The following is a 16,128-nucleotide window of genomic DNA, read 5'->3' on the forward strand; positions in this document are numbered from 1 at the left end:
TTAATTCGATTCATCGCTTTTAATTTATTTAACTAATTGATCATATTGATTAAAGAAACTCTTGTAGCCCATGTAACATCCGATAATTGAACTAATTGAGGTAATTCCTAGTAACATAAAAGTAATCATGATTTGATATTTAATAGCCAACACCGGATCAGCCCCCGCAAAAATCATTCCTGACATCATTCCAGGTAGAGCCACTAATCCAACTGTTTTGGCAGTATCAATCGTAGGCTGTAAACCCGTTTTAATCGAATCACGAATAATGTTTTTACTAGCCACTAACGGACTAGCCCCGAGTGCCAACATTTCCATGACTTGGGAACGCCGATCTTTAAACATCGAATTCATCGTTCTAAAACATAGTCCCATTGCGACCATCGAATTACTAACGATCATCCCAGTCAACGGAATAATTTGCGATGGAATAAACTTAACGGCTCCATCTAAAACTAAGACTAACAAAATCACAATGGTACTAGTCGAAATAGCTGTTAGCGAAATGGAAAAGGAATTCCGTAACCCATTACTACGACCTTTAGCATTATAGGCCCCATTGAAGATAATAATCAGAATCAATGCAATTGTGAGCAGCCAGTTATCGACTTTAAAAACATATTTTAAGACGTATCCGACAATAAATAACTGAACAACACAACGAATTGTCGCAACAATCAAGTCTTTACCAATCCCCAATTGTTCACGATAACCAATCCAAAGTGCAAATAAGACAAAAACTCCAGTCAATGCCAACGCAGAATTGGAAACAATTAAATTATGCATTCTGACTAGCCTCCTCCATCTTGCCATCTTTGATGATATAAAGATGTTGAGCGTGCTTAATCTCTTCATCATCATGAGTAATCATGATCACCGTTACGGCATACTTATTATTAAAATAATCAATCATCTTGTGAACACTGGCTTTACTGTCTGAGTCAAGACCAGTAGTAACTTCGTCCAAAATTAAAACTTTCGGTACAAACATTACATTCCGTAACAGTGCAATTCTCTGTTTTTCACCACCGGAAAGACTCGTAACTTGTCGATCTAGATCATCTTTCCCTAAATCAACCGTTTGGAGCGCTTTGATGGCATGGCTTTCATCAAACGGTTTCTTACGGATTTGATAAGGAAATTCCAAATTTTCCCGCACTGTATCACCAAATAAAGTTGGCTGTTGAACGGCATACGAAACCTCACGGCGATAGACAATCGGATCAATATCTTTGACGTTCTTTCCTTCAAAGCTGACGGAGCCAGAAGTCGGAGTCAATAACGAAGCTAACAATTTTACAAAAGTTGATTTACCGCTTCCAGATGGTCCCGTAATTGTTGCAATTTCTTGTTTGTCAATCCACCAGTTAATATCATTGATAATTTGTTTATTATCAACAGTATAATAAAGATTCTTTGTTTCTAATTGATGCATAAAAAATCTCCTATTCGTTTTTAATCTCTCCCAATTATACGCTATTTCTTGATTGTACAAAACTGTTATTCAAAGATTAGTAGTCCTGGACTACCTATCCTGCAAGTTTAGTACGATAAAATGATATAATTAAATGTATACATTTAAAAGGAGTTACAATGAAATATAATCAAGGTAAAACAAAACAAAAAACAAAGGACGTCAAAGTAGAATTACATCAACGAGTAACCGTAACTATTAAAAGACTCGGAATCAACGGTGAAGGTGTCGGATATTATCACCGTAAATTAATCTTTGTTCCAGGTGCTCTACCAACCGAACTAGTTCAGGCTGATATTACTGAAATTGAGCCAAAATATCTACGTGCTGAATTAAAACAAATTGATAAAAAAAGCAAATTCAGAGTTCAACCCAGAGATCGCTATGCTAACGAAGTCGGTGGTTTAGCATTAGAAGACTTAGAATATAGTCAACAATTAAAATTCAAACGCGACTTAGTAAAACAAGCGTTAAGTCGCTATCATCCTCGCGGCTTTGAAAAATATGATGTCCGTTCCACAATTGGGATGGAAGATCCTTATAAGTATCGTAACAAGGCCCAGTTTCAAGTTCGTACCGAAACAGATGGCAAAGTCATCGCTGGCTTGTACAAAGAAGGAACTCACGAAGTTGTTGATATGGAAACTTGTGCAGTTCAATACCCAGTTACTATGAAAGTGATGCGAGCTGTCGTAGCGATGGTACAAGAATTACAGATTCCAACTTATATTGAATCCAATCATTCCGGGATTTTAAAAACTATTGTTGTCCGAGCTGCTCTCAATACTAATGAAGTCCAGGTAGTCTTTATCACCAACTCGTCTAAGTTATTAAAGAAAAAACAATTAATTATGAAAATTGCTGAGAAACTTCCTGAAGTAACTTCAGTAATGCAAAATATTAATCCAAGTGAAACTCCACTTATTTGGGGGGATGAGACCATTCGGTTAGCTGGAAGCGAAACCATCACCGAAAAGATTGATGGTTTGTCATTTGAATTATCTCCTCGGGCCTTTCTCCAGTTAAACTCTATTATGACCCCTAAACTCTATCATTTAGCTGGAAAAGCCTTACAACTTGATCAAGAAGATCGTTTAGTCGATGCTTATTCTGGAGTTGGAACGATTGGTCTTTCACTGGCTCGCCAAGTCGCAGAAGTCCGTGGAATGGATACGATTAAAGAAGCCATTGAGGATGCTAATCATAATGCTGAAATTAATAACATTCATAATGCTAAATACTATTTTGGTAAAGCGGAAGACATTCTGCCGCAATGGATGAGCGAGGGCTGGCATCCTACAGCTTTAGTCGTTGATCCACCACGAGTTGGACTTGATCAGCATTTGATTGATGCCATCTTACAGACTAGACCAGAAAAATTTGTCTACGTCTCTTGTAATCAATCAACATTAGCACAAGATTTAGTACAACTAACTAAATCGTATAATGTAGACTATCTACAGCCAATTGATATGATGCCACAAACGGCACACGTTGAAATTGTTGTTAAATTTACACTAAAATAGGAGGGCTTGTTTTATGAACCCATTTAACTTTGGCGGTGACAATAATGACGATGAACAGAATAAAAACAATTTCAATCTGTTACCCATTATTCCGCCAAACTATGCGGTAGTAAAAAATGATAAAGATGATATTCGGGTTAATAAAGTCGGATTTTCATTTACCTGTCTAATCTTTGGCGTTTTACCCGCCATCTTTCGTGGTGATTGGTATAACTTATTCTGTATGTTAGGTATTGAAGCTTTTTGTGTGATGCTCTTAACATACGTAACCGGCATGGATTTATACACTTCAATTGGAGAATTACGGCTCCTATTTGAAATAGTTTGGGGTTTTAGTTATAACTTCATGTACTTTAGACATTTACAAAATCTCGGTTATAAACCCGTTGATAAAAAATCAGCTGACTTATTAAAGTCACATCATTATTATAAATAAACAAAATGCCATCAAGTCAACTTGATGGCATTTTTTGGTTATTCTAAAATTTTTAACTTTATTTAAAAGTGCATGACCCATCCGATTGAACAAGACAGTTTCATATTGGAATTTAATTAATAATTATAGAGTAAAAAAACAATGACTTATTTCCAGTTAATTCTGAAAATAAGTTATTGTTTTTAAATTAATCATGAATGAAACTAATTAAAATTCCACCAATAATTACTAATGAAAGACCAATTGCAATATAAACCATTTCACGTTTTGTTTTATGTTCATGAAGAACCACAATTCCACCAACAGTAGAAATTACCACACACAATTGTGATAAGGTAAATCCAGTTGCAACCCCATTAAGTCGAGTAGAAACTAAGTAGAATAAAGCACCAAATCCAAAGAGGAATCCAGTAATAATATTCTTATATGAAGTAATCTGCTTAAATGGATTAGTTTTATGTTTGATTAAAATACTAATCCCAAAAATAGTTCCCATTACTAACATTCCGATTGTTTGAGGTAAAAAGGCTTTCCATCCATCAGCATTTGAAACTTTCGGAAAAGCAGAATATCCAATGTATCCAAATGTTCCTAACAATAATAATAACAATCCAGTTACAGTATTTTTGTGTAACTCAGCTTTTTCAGCTGCTGAAATTTGTGGACCATTTGCTGAGTGTCTAGTCGTAAAAATAATTCCGATAATAATCAAAATGATAGCTCCAAAACCAGACAACTTAGGTAATAAGCCGGCCCATTCACCAAAGAAAATAATCCCTGTTAGTGAAGTTCCAACTAGCTGCATCCCAGTCGAAATTGGCATAGTACGTGAAACACCCATTTTTTCAAATGCAATGTATTGCGTAAATTGACCGCAAGTCCATGCCATTCCTGATAAGAAACACCAGAAAAAAGCAGACGCTGTGAGTTCAGGTCTAGTAAAGGCATATAATCCAAGAGCAACAATAAAAGCTCCATAAGTTGTTCCTAAAAGTTGGTTAATGGGCTTCCCACCGATTAAACTTGTTGCAATCGGTAAAACACCCCAACCAATTGCTGGAAGTAGTGCAATTAAAATATTCACTAAAATCACCTTTCGTTATTAAATCCATAATAAGTATATATAATCCATTTAAGCGTACCATAATCTGAATTAGATTTAAATTTCAAATAGAAAATAATTTATTGATATAATAATTTCAATTATAACAATGGGAATGAGGAATATTAAATGAAACAAATCGGTGAAAAATTAATTACAATTAGAAAAAATCATCAATTAAATCAATTAGAAGTAGCAAAAATTTTACATGTTTCTAGAAAAACCGTCTCAAATTGGGAAAATGATCGCGGAACTCCTGATTTACAATCTCTTATGACTCTGAGCGAATTATATCAAGTCCCTTTGTCATATTTTTCCGATGAAAATAATAATATCTCAATTAAAAGACCCACTAAGCATTTAGAAAAAATAATTATTAAATTTTCATATTTTTTGAATCTTCCATTAATCGTATTATTAATTGCAAATTTCTTTTTATTAGAAACTGAACATTTATTTTGGGTTACGCCAATTGCAATCTTAAATTTTTGTATTTTCATTACTTTTTATCAAAACTGGCATAACTTTACAAACAAAATTATTTTTAAAAAAATTATAATTGTTTCTATTATTCTATTTGTCTTATCCTGCCTACTTTCTTTTGGTATTCAAGCTAGTTATGAAATTAAAAATAGTCCTGATATTATTTTAGGCATTTTTATTCACTCGATTACTATTACATTAAGTATTGATTTGTTACTTTTTGGTTATAAAAACTAAATTTGTGATATTACAATGGGAAACAAAGGTTACAAATGCTGATGTAACCTTTTAAAGCTTGTGATAATTGTGGTTTATCCATAAATTAAATATATAAACTTAATTTATAAAGGAGAAACTATGATAATCGTTAAAAAACATTATTTACTTAAAATCATCGGTTTATTTCTATTTTTTATTTTTTTAGTACTTTTGTTTCATATAATTCATACAATTGTTCAACCATTTATTCCTAGCAAATACAACTGGTTACTAATGCTAAACTTTACTATCTTAAATTTAGGAATAATCTCTATATTTAATAAATACGTAACTCGACAAAAAATTTACTTTGTAAACTATTTAAATATTAAAAACAATTTGGGAATAATTTTATTTATATTATTTTATTTTAACTGGATGATATTTCAAATTATTACTTCAAATTGGAAGATAAATTTTAGTTTAATGAACCTTGTTAGATGTATCACTGCTGGAATAAATGAAGAATTGGTTTTCAGAGGAATTATTTTGATGTTATCCATTAAAATGTTATTGAACAAAGCACCCCATAAGCGCTGGCTTGATTTCATATGGGCAATTTTATTAAGTACACTTTTATTTAGTTGTTTACATGCCATAAATATTTTCACAATGCAACAAGATACTGTTACGACAATTCTCCAAATAATATTTACTGTTTCAATGGGAATAATTAATTCTGTTGTTTATTTACGCACTAAAAACCTATTGATACCAATTTTAATGCATTTTGTTTGGGATCTTAATCCACCATCTTTTGATAACTTTACAACAGCCATTATATGGGCAATTATTTTACTAATTAGTGCTATAACTATTATGTTTGTATTCATTAAAAAACCAAAATAAAAGACTTTTTTAAGATTTTATTTTACATAAGTATTCATATGACTTTTCAATATCTTCAATTTTTGTCTTTGAAAATAATTCTCGTTTTGATCCAGAAAAAATACACTTTTGATTGTTAAGTAAAAATAATTTACTTTCATTAGTAATATTAGAAAATTTGTGGGTAGTCATGATTATCTTTTTGTTAGTAGAATTTAAATTATTGATTATCTCGATTGCTTGTTCTGCCATGGAGGGATCTAATCCACTTTCAGGTTCATCAAAAAGATATAATTCTCTATTTAAAAGACTAATTCCGTAAATTAATACAATTCTTCTTTGACCACTAGATAAATCGCCCATTTTTTGATTATAAAGTTCTTTGATATACGTTGGAATTTCAAATTTATTATTAGAACTATAATCAATATCACGTAACAACTGGATCGTAGATTTAACTGTCACTTCACCAATGAATGGCACACCTTGTAACTGGTATGCGATGGCTTCTTTATCTGGAAAATTTTCAAAACTATCATCACGTAAATTATCAACATCAGCAATACAATCCAGCAAAGTGGACTTACCAACGCCATTACTCCCAATAATAATATTTACATCGTCATTGGAAAATTCTAGCTTCAAATTTTTAAATAAACATTCTGAATTGTTTTTAAACTTATAATTAAAATCTTTGATTAACATCTGCTACCTCACTGCTAGTATCGACTAGTTATTCCACTGATCGGCATCTTTTTAATACTGAATATTCCAATTAATAAATAAACAACACCTAATCCAATTAAAATAACTAAATCTAATAGCTGAAAATTATTGGAATTGAATAATACATATACTCTTGTTATATAAGCAATTGGATTCACTAAAATAATCAACCATGAAATGAAATCATTAATATTTAAAAAAGCAGTAAACATAATTACAAACATATAAGCATTGAGTAACGCATTATAAGTATTATTTTTCATCTTAATTACTAAGAAAAAAGACAAATTAATTGCACATAATGGAATAATTACCAAAGAAATCAAAAAACAATACAATATTTTTTGCCAGATAAATCCCCCGCCGATAACAATCACAAATAGATTAAAAATAAATAATTCCATTTCTAGAAAAATCACTTGTGCAATTAAATTAGCAAAGAATACCAACTCTTTTGATTTTGCAATATAACTGAACATCTTAAAAAAATTAGATTCACGCATATTAATAGTCCCAGCAACAATACCATTAAGAACACCTATAACAACTATATATGCCCAAAATCCATAAATTAAATTATGATTATTTATAAAGTTGTTTCGATTTAAAAGTAAGAAAATTATGGGGAAAATCAAAGTATAAATAACCACAATTTTATTTTTAAATGCACTATTGAGATCAAAATATACCAAATTTTTAATTCTTTTCACCATAATTATTCTCCTCTAAATAAATTAATTATCATTATACACAAAAAACGAACTTTTGACATTCAATCATGTTAATTTTAAGCAAAATAACATTATTATCATGTATAAAAACAATTTTATTTCGTATATATATGATTAATTGTCATGATATTTATTTAAATAAGCAAAAAATAGATAATATTAATAAAAAAATAAATAAAGTTAAACATTTATGATACAATGTTAAAAAAGGAAGGGGTATTTATGAATAATTGGATAAACGAATTAACTGAGGAGGAAGGTGAATTTGTAAGAAATTTTGTTTTAAATTCTGGCTCATTAAAAAAACTAGCTAAAATATATGATGTTTCTTATCCAACAATTAGACACAAGTTGGATGGAATTATAGATAAATTATCAGTAAAAGATAAAAATAAAAGTGATTTTAAAAAGAAAGTCATGCAACTAGTTATTGATGAAGATATTAGTTTTTCTGTTGCCCAACAAATTTTAGACATTTATGAGGAGAGTGACCCCCATGTTTAGTTTTATTAGTTTCAAAGGAATCATCATTGTAATAATTATTTTTGCTGCTCAAGTTATTCTTTCAAGAAGAGTTAATCATTTCTTTTTAGGATTTATTTTACCAATAATTTTTGCTGGATTTTTATTTTATTTATACTTTGTTGAACACAGGATTGAGCATCTATATCAACTAGGTCTTATTCTTTTGCTGGGGGAAGCAGTCTTACTAGATATCCAATATGAGCAATATCAAAGTGTTAAAAATAAAAGAAAAAAAGAACTCGATAAAATCAAAGCAAAAAATGAACAAGAATCATAATATTAATCAACTCAAAAATGCCTGCAAATTATTCAACCAAGAATAAACTTGCAGGCATTTTTCATTAAATATTATTCTGTTTCTTATAATCCTGTAACTCATGATTTATTTGTTTTGTTTGGTCATAAACCTGATGATAAATTGCGTAAATTTTGGCATATTTTTTAGCATTAGCTGGAATTGGTCGATAAACCTGATCACGATGAACAAACTGTTTTGCACATTCTTGAAAATCCTTAAACCAGTTTAAACCAACTGCGGCAATCATAGCAGCTCCCATCCCAGGACCTTGAGCATTCTTTAATTTTATTACTGGTCGATTAAAAATATCAGCCTGCATTTGCAACCAAATTTCACTCTTTGAACCTCCGCCAATAGAAACAATTGTACTAATCTCAGAACCTTGTTCCCGATAGATATTCAACAAATCCTCAAAACTAAAAATAATTCCTTCCATTACAGCCCGAATAAAATCACCACGATTTTGTTTAGCATCCACTCCGATAAAACTTCCACGGGTATTCGCATCTGCATAAGGGGCTCTTTCTCCCACGATATAAGGCGTGAAAACTAATCCGTTAGCACCAATAGTAGATTTTTGTGCTGCTTGATTTAGTTCAGCATACGACATATCACTACAAAAAGTGTTTTTAAACCAACTTAATGAATACCCAGCTGCCAAGGTAACACCCATTGAATAATAACCGCCATCTGGATGATCTTCCATCTGCAAAGTCCCATGATAACCAGGGTTGGGCTGATCTTCGTACTTAAGTATTACCCCCGACGTTCCAATGCTAGACAGAACTTGATTTGAATTTAAAATTCCAGCTCCTAAAGCACCAGCTGCATTATCTGCAGCTCCAGCAAAAACTTTAGTTTCAGTACTTAAACCAGAGAATTCAGCATATTGGTCGGTGACATTCCCTACATACTGAGTTGATTTAAGCAATGGTGGCAGAATCTTTTCTGGAATATCAAACTTCTCACACAACAACTTACTCCATTGATTAGTATTGATATCCAGCAAGGTCGTTCCTGTAGCATCTGTGTAATCAATTCCCAATTTGCCTGTCATCCGGTATCGAACGTAATCTTTAGGTAATAAGAAGGTTGCGGTTTCCTTCCAAATTTGTGGTTCATTTTCCTTTACCCACAATAATTTAGGCAGCGTGAATCCTTCCAAAGGACGATTACCCGTGATTGCTTCAAATTGATCACCCATTTTCGTTTCAATTTCGTGACGTTGTTTGGTAGTCCGCGTATCATTCCACAAAATTGCAGGACGTAATACTTGATTATCTTTGTTCAACAGCACTAAACCATGCATTTGCCCAGAATAACTAATTCCTTTGATACTTTGTGGGGCAATATGATCATCCAAAATCAAACGAACAATTGCCACAGTAGTACTCATTACCCAATCATTAGGGTTCTGTTCGCTATAACCGGTTTGCGGTTGATTTAATGGATAATCAAAAGATTCCTGTGCTTTAATTTCACCATTTCGATCAACTGCAGAAACCTTAACTGCACTAGTTCCCAAGTCGATTCCAAGTACATATTCGTCCATTATTTTTCCTTTCAAAAAAAGCCGCCAAGATGGCGACTTCTTTAGTCATTTTATAAGAATGCTGTAACAGCTGCGGCTATGATGATTAATGCCAAACCAATTAAGGTAGCAACCATTTCTTTTGAAGTCTTTCTCTGGTGTAACCAGTAGATACCTGTAAGAGTAGCAATAACAACGTTAACTTGTGAAATAACGAATGCTGTTGACATACCAAGCATTTGTGGTTGAGCTGCTACCAAGTAAGCCAAGGCAGCAATTCCAAAGAAGAATCCAGCAATAATTTGTTTGTAAGAAACTGCTTCTTTGAAAACATTTTCTTCTTTAATCTTCATTAAACTGTAAACAATCGCAATCAATACCATTCCAATTGCTTGTGGTAAGAAAGCTTGTAACCCGCTCATTGGTTCAGTACGAGGTACAAAGCCTTTTGCCCAAGTTAAGTTTTCAATTTGTGGTGCTGCTGAGTAAAGCCAGTATCCAATCACACCAATTAATTGATAAATAACTGCTTTTTTCAATGCAGAAACATTAGTGTTTTCTTTATTTTGAGTCCAAGTAGTTAAAGTAGCACCAATAATAATCACAATCAAAGCTAAAATACCGATGACTTTGTGACCAATACCAGGCCAACTACTTAAGGCAAAAGCCCCCCATAAAGCAGTTACAATCAATTGAAATGCCGTAGTTATTGGCATAACTCTTGATGAACCAACTAATGAGTAACCTTTAAAGGCCATAATCTGACCAAAGCCCCATCCACAACCAGATAAAATTCCAAAGACTAAATTCCAGCCCATTGGGAATCCACATCCGGTAACAATAAATACGACAAACGCAATAATCAAAGCACCAATGGTGGCACCGAAAATCTGGTTAGAAGGTTTCCCACCAATTTTAGATGAAATGGTTGGGAAAAATCCCCATCCAATAACTGGAATAATACCAATTAATAACGCAAATATATTCATTTTTTGTTCCTCCATAAATTAGCAATCTGAATCTCTGTTGATATTTATATTATAAACCTTTCATTAATTTAATGAAAGCGATTTCATTAAATTTCTTTTTTATCCTTAATCTTGTTGGGGTTTAAAGTATCTTGCCGCTTGAACTGCACTCTGCCATCCATGATAAAGATTTTTCCGTTCTGCCTCATCCATTTCTGGCTGAAAGGTTTTTCCTGCTTCATAAATTGACTTCACCTCATCAAGATCTTTCCAAAATCCAGTTGCTAATCCTGTTAAGATTGCTGCTCCAAAGGCAGTGGTTTCTTCATCGCTGGTCCGTTGTACTGGTCGACCGAGAATGTCAGCTTGAAACTGCATTAGATAACTGTTTCGGCTAGCACCCCCATCGGCACTTAACAACGGTATCTGCATCTCTGTATCAGCTTCCATCGTGTCTATAATATCTTTAGTACTATACGCAATTGCCTGCAAAGTAGCTTTAACAATGTCATCATCTGTAGTTCCACGAGTGATGCCAAAAATTGCCCCACGGGTACTAGCATCCCAATAAGGTGCGCCTAATCCTGTAAAAGCAGGAACCACATACACATCATTATTATCATGAGAACGTTTAGCGGCTAATCTTGATTCGGGAACACTCTTAATCATTCCTAATTGATCACGCAACCAAATAAGGGCACTTCCAGCAATGAAAATTGACCCTTCTAAGGCATAAACTACCTTACCGCCAATCCCATAAGCAATCGTAGTTAATAATCTTTCACGAGAAACTTCAGGAGTCGTTCCAGTATTCATCATAATAAACGATCCATCACCATAGGTATCTTCCACCATTCCAGGCTCAAATCCCATTGAACCAATCAAAGCAGCCTGTTGATCCCCAGCAATCCCAGCAATCGGAACACTGACACCATAAAATTGATAATTCTCAGTGGTCCCATATACTTCATCTGAGGCATGCACCGTTGGCAGCATTTGTTTGGGAATGTTTAATATATCTAAAAGTTCTTGGTCCCATTTTAACTCATGAATGTTATACATCATGGTTCGACTAGCATTCGTATAATCAGTAATATGATATTTACCGTCTGATAATTTCCATACCAGCCAAGTATCAATCGTTCCAAAAAGCAGTTCGCCTTTTTCAGCCCGTTCTTGCGCTCCTGGAACATAATCGAGAATCCAGCGAACTTTAGTAGCAGAGAAATAAGCATTTAAGACTAATCCAGTTTTTTTCCGAATCAATTCGCTATAGCCGGCTTCACGTAATTTTTGTGAAATTCCAGTAGTCTGTTTTGATAACCAGCCAATCGCATTATAAATCGGCTTCCCAGTCTGTTTATCCCACACAACAGTTGTTTCTCTTTGATTAGTAATTCCAATTGAATTAATACTCTCAGGATGAATTCGGGCATCAATCATTGCACTCGCAATTGCTGATAAAACCGAACTCCAAATTGTATCAGGATTTTGTTCCACCCAGCCGTTTTGATTGCTTATTTGGGGAAGTGGTTTGGTACTTTCAATTACTTTTCGACCACTATGATCATAGATAACTGCCCGAGTACTAGTTGATCCCTGATCAATTGCCAATACGTATTTTGCTTCATTTAATCCCATTCATCAGTCCTCCTTTCGCAAAAACATTTCGATTAATCATAACACTCTCTGTTGATTTCTTTACAAATAAAAAAGAAGCAACCACAGTCACTTCTCTAGTTAATCATTTAAATTAACGTTTAATTTGTACTCGGATATCACAGTCAATTTCTTGAGGTTCAACTTCTTCTTGGTAATCAAAGTTAGCTTCCTTGAAATAATGTTTCATTTCGTCATTGATTTCATTGATATCACGAACATCGTTGTCTTGTCGTTTAACTTGTAAAGTATATTCTTTTGAATCTTCATCAACATTTTCAAACTCAAAAATTACATCTACAGTATTAAAAATTTCTTGAATTAATTGGCGTTCAGTCATTTCCATAATTAATTATCTCCTTAAATATTATCTATTCTTAAGAGTAAGCTAAATCAACTAATTTGTAAACTAATTTCCGTAGCACTTCTAATATATTGGCCGACAATGATATAATTAAGTTACGATTACAAAAAGAGGACGTGAAAAAATTGGAAAACAAACGTGTGATTTCACTTGATTCAACGGATAATTTTCGGGAATTAGGTGGATATAAAACAGCTGATGGTCATACCATCAAATGGCATAAATTACTTCGTTCCGGTAGTTTGGGAAATCTAAATCAAAAAGATTTAAATTTCTTAGAAAATTACGGTGTTCGTTACGATGTTGATTTACGTTCAGACCCTGAAGTCGCCGATGCTCCTGACCAAATTCAAGTTGGAGACATCGATTATATTTTTGATCCAATTTTTAATGAAGATCGAACTGATAACTCACAAGATCCCGATGATTTTCGTAAGATCTTAGAAACTAATAAAACTTATGGATACGATCACATGACTGATGTTTATCGACAAATGGTAACACATGAATATTGTCGTAATGCTTTCCATAACCTTTTTATGATTTTATTAGAAAATAAAGAAGATGGTCAGTCAGTTTTATTTCACTGTACTGCCGGAAAAGATCGAACTGGAATGTCAGCTTTATTGATTCTTTCAGCTCTTGGCGTAGATCTTGACACTATTAAAGAAGATTACATTTTAACTAACAAAGTTGTTAAACATATTATTGACGCCAAAGTGGAAGATGTTAAGCATCAAGACTTTTCCCCACATGCTATTGAAAGTTTGAAGACCCTTTATAGTGTGAACATGGACTTTTTAAATGCTGCCATTGCGGAAATTAATCATCGCTATAATAATATAGATAACTTTTTACACAAAGGGATTGGTTTGACTGATCAAAATATCGCTGATTTAAAAGAAATCTATTTAGAATAAGCTAAATTGCCAATTTTTAGTTTATATGCTACGATAACTTTGTTAAATAGTTTTGAACCTGGGATGTCAGAGAATTGGCGGTTGCTGCGAGCCATGCAGGGTTTAAAATAAATTACCTAAAAACAAAATTAATTAAAAGTGTAGACTTAAGTGTCTAAACGTGGGTGGTACCGCGCATAACTGCGTCCCTATAGCGATTTGCTATAGGGATTTTTTTAATTAATTAATCTTACTGGAGGATCTTATGAATATAATTGATGATTTAAAGTGGCGAGGTGCCATTAACCAACAAACCGATGCAGCAGGACTAGCAGATGTAATTAACGACCACAAAATTGCTCTGTATTGTGGAATAGATCCAACTGGTGATAGTATGCACATTGGTCATTTAATCCCTTTCATGATTATGGAACGATTTGCTAGAGCCGGAAACCACCCTTACATTCTGATTGGCGGAGCAACGGGGTCGATTGGAGATCCAAGTGGACGAAAAACAGAACGTCAGTTACAAACGATGGACCAGGTCAACCATAATGTCCAATCACTTACTAAACAAATGAAACAGTTATTTGGTTCTAACTCAAATATTAGCATCGTAAATAACTATGACTGGACTAAAGATTTATCATTACTGGACTTTTTGCGAGACTACGGAAAGTTATTTAACGTTAATACTATGTTAAATAAGGAAGTTGTTGCTAGTCGATTAGATCAAGGAATCTCATTTACCGAGTTTACTTACCAAATTCTGCAATCAATTGATTTTCTTTATCTTCACGATCACTACAACGCCCAATTACAGATTGGGGGCGCAGATCAATGGGGAAATATTACAGCTGGAATTGATTTAATTCATAAAATTGACGGTCCTGACACTAAAGTTTTCGGTCTTACCATTCCTTTAATGGTTAAAGCTGACGGAACCAAGTTTGGAAAAACAGCAGGTGGAGCTATTTGGCTTAATTCAGAAAAAACATCTCCTTATGAATTTTACCAATTCTGGTATAACCAAGATGATCGCGATGTAGTTAAATATTTGAAATACTTTACTTTCTTAGATAAAGATCAAATTGATGAACTAGCTGAAAAAGTAAAATCCGAACCTTGGAAACGTGAAGCCCAAAAAGTTTTAGCCGAACAAGTAACGGAATTTGTGCATGGTAAAGCCGCTGTTAAAAATGCTGAACGAATTTCTAAAATTCTTTTTCAAGGCGATGTGCAAAAATTAACCACAGAAGAAGTTGCTCAAGCCTTCAACAATGTACCTACTTCAGAGATTAGTGCACAACCAGTTAACATTATTGATCTAATCATGGAAATGGGTATTGATAAATCTAAACGACAAGCACGAGAAGACGTGCAAAATGGTGCGATTACCGTTAATGGTAATAAGATTGAGAATGTAAATGATGAAATTAATCCAGCTGACTATTTTGATGGTCAGTATGTAATTGTAAGACGTGGTAAGAAAAAACATTTTCTCGCTAAAGTGAAATAATAATCAAAACAAGAACTCAAATTTAATTGAGTTCTTGTTTTTTTGCAAATAAAAAAAGCATTCCGGATGGAATGCTTTTTGTTTATAAGTTAATTAATTTTTACCAGTAATTGTGAGAGTTACGGTAAGCTACGGCGTTAGAAACTGAACCGTAACGACTTACAGCGTATTGACGTGCAACACGTTCTTGGTTAGCTGGTGAATAATCGCCACCAAGGTATGATGATGATAATTGGTATTTACCAATGTATTGACCATTACGAGCGTTGTAGTTGTTACCTGATTCAACAGCAGCAATTGAGTCTAATGAACCATCATTGTTAGTTGCAGCGGCTGAATTGTTAGTAGTTTGTGCTGCGGGTGCAGCAGTTTTTACTGGGGCAGCAGCTTGTTGTTTTTGAACTGGAGCGGCAGTTTGTGCTGGTGCAGGAGTTGTTGCTTTAGCAGCAGGAGCAGCTTGTGTAGTTGCTTGTTGTGCTGGTGCAGCAGCTTGAACTGGAGTACTTTGGTTAGCTACTTGTACTTCACCATCGTCACCGATTGTAAATACTTCACCAACATAAATTTTGTTAATATCTTGAATTTTATTTGCTTGAGCGATACTTTGAGCTGAAACATTGTATTGGCTTGCAAGTTTGTTTACAGTGTCACCTGATTTAACAGTGATTTTAGTTGAGGCGTTAGCGCTTTGTGAACCGGCGAATAATACACCAGCAGATACAGCAGCAACAGCTGCGACAGTTTTAATACCTTTTAACTTCATAAATAAATTCTCTCCTTCAAATATACCGAATAATAGTT

General features: G+C 33.5%; 18 protein-coding genes. 8 read left to right on the forward strand and 10 right to left on the reverse strand.

The features are described from left to right. Positions 1-24: 24 nt before the first annotated feature. Together AC0GLR_RS06245 and AC0GLR_RS06250 are read right to left on the reverse strand one after the other, a co-directional pair. Positions 25-786, reverse strand: coding sequence for an ABC transporter permease (locus tag AC0GLR_RS06245; protein WP_495604597.1), 762 nt, complete (start codon positions 784-786; stop codon positions 25-27). Beyond that, positions 779-1,435 (reverse strand): ABC transporter ATP-binding protein, encoded by a 657-nt coding sequence (locus AC0GLR_RS06250; protein WP_495604598.1) that lies wholly within the window; start codon positions 1,433-1,435, stop codon positions 779-781. The genes AC0GLR_RS06245 and AC0GLR_RS06250 overlap by 8 nt, the downstream gene beginning before the upstream one ends. A gap of 158 nt (positions 1,436-1,593) precedes the next feature. On the opposite strand from AC0GLR_RS06250, the gene rlmD reads away from it, so the two are divergent. Next, complete coding sequence (gene rlmD, locus AC0GLR_RS06255) at positions 1,594-3,000, forward strand: 23S rRNA (uracil(1939)-C(5))-methyltransferase RlmD (RefSeq protein ID WP_495604599.1); 1,407 nt, start codon at positions 1,594-1,596, stop codon at positions 2,998-3,000. Between the two features lie 13 nt (positions 3,001-3,013). Next, entirely contained in the window at positions 3,014-3,436 is a 423-nt protein-coding gene (locus AC0GLR_RS06260; RefSeq protein ID WP_495604600.1) for a hypothetical protein, read from the forward strand. A 187-nt stretch (positions 3,437-3,623) separates the two neighbouring features. On the opposite strand, the gene AC0GLR_RS06265 is transcribed toward AC0GLR_RS06260, so the two are convergent. Further along, entirely contained in the window at positions 3,624-4,520 is an 897-nt protein-coding gene (locus tag AC0GLR_RS06265; protein ID WP_495604601.1) for a GRP family sugar transporter, read from the reverse strand. A gap of 147 nt (positions 4,521-4,667) precedes the next feature. Between AC0GLR_RS06265 and AC0GLR_RS06270 the strand changes: the two genes are divergently transcribed. Then, a complete protein-coding gene (locus AC0GLR_RS06270) occupies positions 4,668-5,258 on the forward strand; it encodes a helix-turn-helix domain-containing protein (protein WP_495604602.1) in 591 nt (196 codons plus the stop codon). Positions 5,259-5,378: 120 nt separating this feature from the next. After that, positions 5,379-6,128 carry a CPBP family intramembrane glutamic endopeptidase gene (locus AC0GLR_RS06275; protein WP_495604603.1) on the forward strand — a complete coding sequence of 250 codons (750 nt, stop codon included), beginning with the start codon at positions 5,379-5,381 and terminating at the stop codon, positions 6,126-6,128. Positions 6,129-6,137: 9 nt separating this feature from the next. Here AC0GLR_RS06275 and AC0GLR_RS06280 read toward each other — a convergent pair whose 3' ends face one another. Both AC0GLR_RS06280 and AC0GLR_RS06285 read right to left on the reverse strand, forming a co-directional pair. After that, the gene (locus AC0GLR_RS06280; protein ID WP_495604604.1) at positions 6,138-6,812 is read right to left on the reverse strand and encodes an ATP-binding cassette domain-containing protein; all 675 of its coding nucleotides are present in this window, start codon (positions 6,810-6,812) and stop codon (positions 6,138-6,140) included. 14 nt (positions 6,813-6,826) lie between these two features. Then, positions 6,827-7,546, reverse strand: coding sequence for a hypothetical protein (locus AC0GLR_RS06285; protein ID WP_495604605.1), 720 nt, complete (start codon positions 7,544-7,546; stop codon positions 6,827-6,829). A gap of 240 nt (positions 7,547-7,786) precedes the next feature. Here AC0GLR_RS06285 and AC0GLR_RS06290 point away from each other — a divergent pair, with 240 nt between their 5' ends. Continuing rightward, on the forward strand, positions 7,787-8,068 hold the full coding sequence (locus AC0GLR_RS06290) for a DUF2089 family protein (RefSeq protein ID WP_495604606.1): 282 nt from the start codon (positions 7,787-7,789) through the stop codon (positions 8,066-8,068). Further along, positions 8,061-8,366 (forward strand): hypothetical protein, encoded by a 306-nt coding sequence (locus AC0GLR_RS06295; RefSeq protein WP_495604607.1) that lies wholly within the window; start codon positions 8,061-8,063, stop codon positions 8,364-8,366. The genes AC0GLR_RS06290 and AC0GLR_RS06295 overlap by 8 nt, the downstream gene beginning before the upstream one ends. 64 nt (positions 8,367-8,430) lie before the next feature. Here the strand turns inward: AC0GLR_RS06295 and xylB are convergent, their stop codons facing one another. From xylB to AC0GLR_RS06315, 4 genes are all read right to left on the reverse strand, one after another. Next, entirely contained in the window at positions 8,431-9,939 is a 1,509-nt protein-coding gene (gene xylB, locus AC0GLR_RS06300; protein ID WP_495604608.1) for a xylulokinase, read from the reverse strand. Between the two features lie 50 nt (positions 9,940-9,989). After that, positions 9,990-10,907: a ribose/proton symporter RbsU gene (gene rbsU / locus AC0GLR_RS06305; RefSeq protein WP_495604609.1), complete on the reverse strand. Its 918-nt coding sequence runs from the start codon at positions 10,905-10,907 to the stop codon at positions 9,990-9,992. Between the two features lie 105 nt (positions 10,908-11,012). Further along, positions 11,013-12,527 (reverse strand): glycerol kinase GlpK, encoded by a 1,515-nt coding sequence (gene glpK / locus AC0GLR_RS06310; RefSeq protein ID WP_495604610.1) that lies wholly within the window; start codon positions 12,525-12,527, stop codon positions 11,013-11,015. A gap of 112 nt (positions 12,528-12,639) precedes the next feature. After that, complete coding sequence (locus tag AC0GLR_RS06315; RefSeq protein WP_495604611.1) at positions 12,640-12,891, reverse strand: hypothetical protein; 252 nt, start codon at positions 12,889-12,891, stop codon at positions 12,640-12,642. A gap of 134 nt (positions 12,892-13,025) precedes the next feature. On the opposite strand from AC0GLR_RS06315, the gene AC0GLR_RS06320 reads away from it, so the two are divergent. Then, a complete protein-coding gene (locus AC0GLR_RS06320; protein ID WP_495604612.1) occupies positions 13,026-13,829 on the forward strand; it encodes a tyrosine-protein phosphatase in 804 nt (267 codons plus the stop codon). A 244-nt stretch (positions 13,830-14,073) separates the two neighbouring features. Continuing rightward, a complete protein-coding gene (gene tyrS / locus AC0GLR_RS06325; protein ID WP_495604613.1) occupies positions 14,074-15,327 on the forward strand; it encodes a tyrosine--tRNA ligase in 1,254 nt (417 codons plus the stop codon). A 100-nt stretch (positions 15,328-15,427) separates the two neighbouring features. Here tyrS and apf read toward each other — a convergent pair whose 3' ends face one another. Further along, positions 15,428-16,090: an aggregation-promoting factor gene (apf, locus tag AC0GLR_RS06330; protein ID WP_495604614.1), complete on the reverse strand. Its 663-nt coding sequence runs from the start codon at positions 16,088-16,090 to the stop codon at positions 15,428-15,430. Between the last annotated feature and the right edge of the window lie 38 nt (positions 16,091-16,128).

Source organism: Fructilactobacillus sp. YLN 2412 (assembly GCF_059488745.1).

Coding starts and splice junctions, on each gene's coding strand:
- AC0GLR_RS06245 (WP_495604597.1), bottom strand. CDS start 786: ATGCATAATTTAATTGTTTCCAATTCTGCGTTGGCATTGACTGGAGTT.
- AC0GLR_RS06250 (WP_495604598.1), bottom strand. CDS start 1,435: ATGCATCAATTAGAAACAAAGAATCTTTATTATACTGTTGATAATAAA.
- rlmD (WP_495604599.1), top strand. CDS start 1,594: ATGAAATATAATCAAGGTAAAACAAAACAAAAAACAAAGGACGTCAAA.
- AC0GLR_RS06260 (WP_495604600.1), top strand. CDS start 3,014: ATGAACCCATTTAACTTTGGCGGTGACAATAATGACGATGAACAGAAT.
- AC0GLR_RS06270 (WP_495604602.1), top strand. CDS start 4,668: ATGAAACAAATCGGTGAAAAATTAATTACAATTAGAAAAAATCATCAA.
- AC0GLR_RS06275 (WP_495604603.1), top strand. CDS start 5,379: ATGATAATCGTTAAAAAACATTATTTACTTAAAATCATCGGTTTATTT.
- AC0GLR_RS06280 (WP_495604604.1), bottom strand. CDS start 6,812: ATGTTAATCAAAGATTTTAATTATAAGTTTAAAAACAATTCAGAATGT.
- AC0GLR_RS06285 (WP_495604605.1), bottom strand. CDS start 7,546: ATGGTGAAAAGAATTAAAAATTTGGTATATTTTGATCTCAATAGTGCA.
- AC0GLR_RS06290 (WP_495604606.1), top strand. CDS start 7,787: ATGAATAATTGGATAAACGAATTAACTGAGGAGGAAGGTGAATTTGTA.
- AC0GLR_RS06295 (WP_495604607.1), top strand. CDS start 8,061: ATGTTTAGTTTTATTAGTTTCAAAGGAATCATCATTGTAATAATTATT.
- xylB (WP_495604608.1), bottom strand. CDS start 9,939: ATGGACGAATATGTACTTGGAATCGACTTGGGAACTAGTGCAGTTAAG.
- rbsU (WP_495604609.1), bottom strand. CDS start 10,907: ATGAATATATTTGCGTTATTAATTGGTATTATTCCAGTTATTGGATGG.
- glpK (WP_495604610.1), bottom strand. CDS start 12,527: ATGGGATTAAATGAAGCAAAATACGTATTGGCAATTGATCAGGGATCA.
- AC0GLR_RS06315 (WP_495604611.1), bottom strand. CDS start 12,891: ATGGAAATGACTGAACGCCAATTAATTCAAGAAATTTTTAATACTGTA.
- tyrS (WP_495604613.1), top strand. CDS start 14,074: ATGAATATAATTGATGATTTAAAGTGGCGAGGTGCCATTAACCAACAA.
- apf (WP_495604614.1), bottom strand. CDS start 16,090: ATGAAGTTAAAAGGTATTAAAACTGTCGCAGCTGTTGCTGCTGTATCT.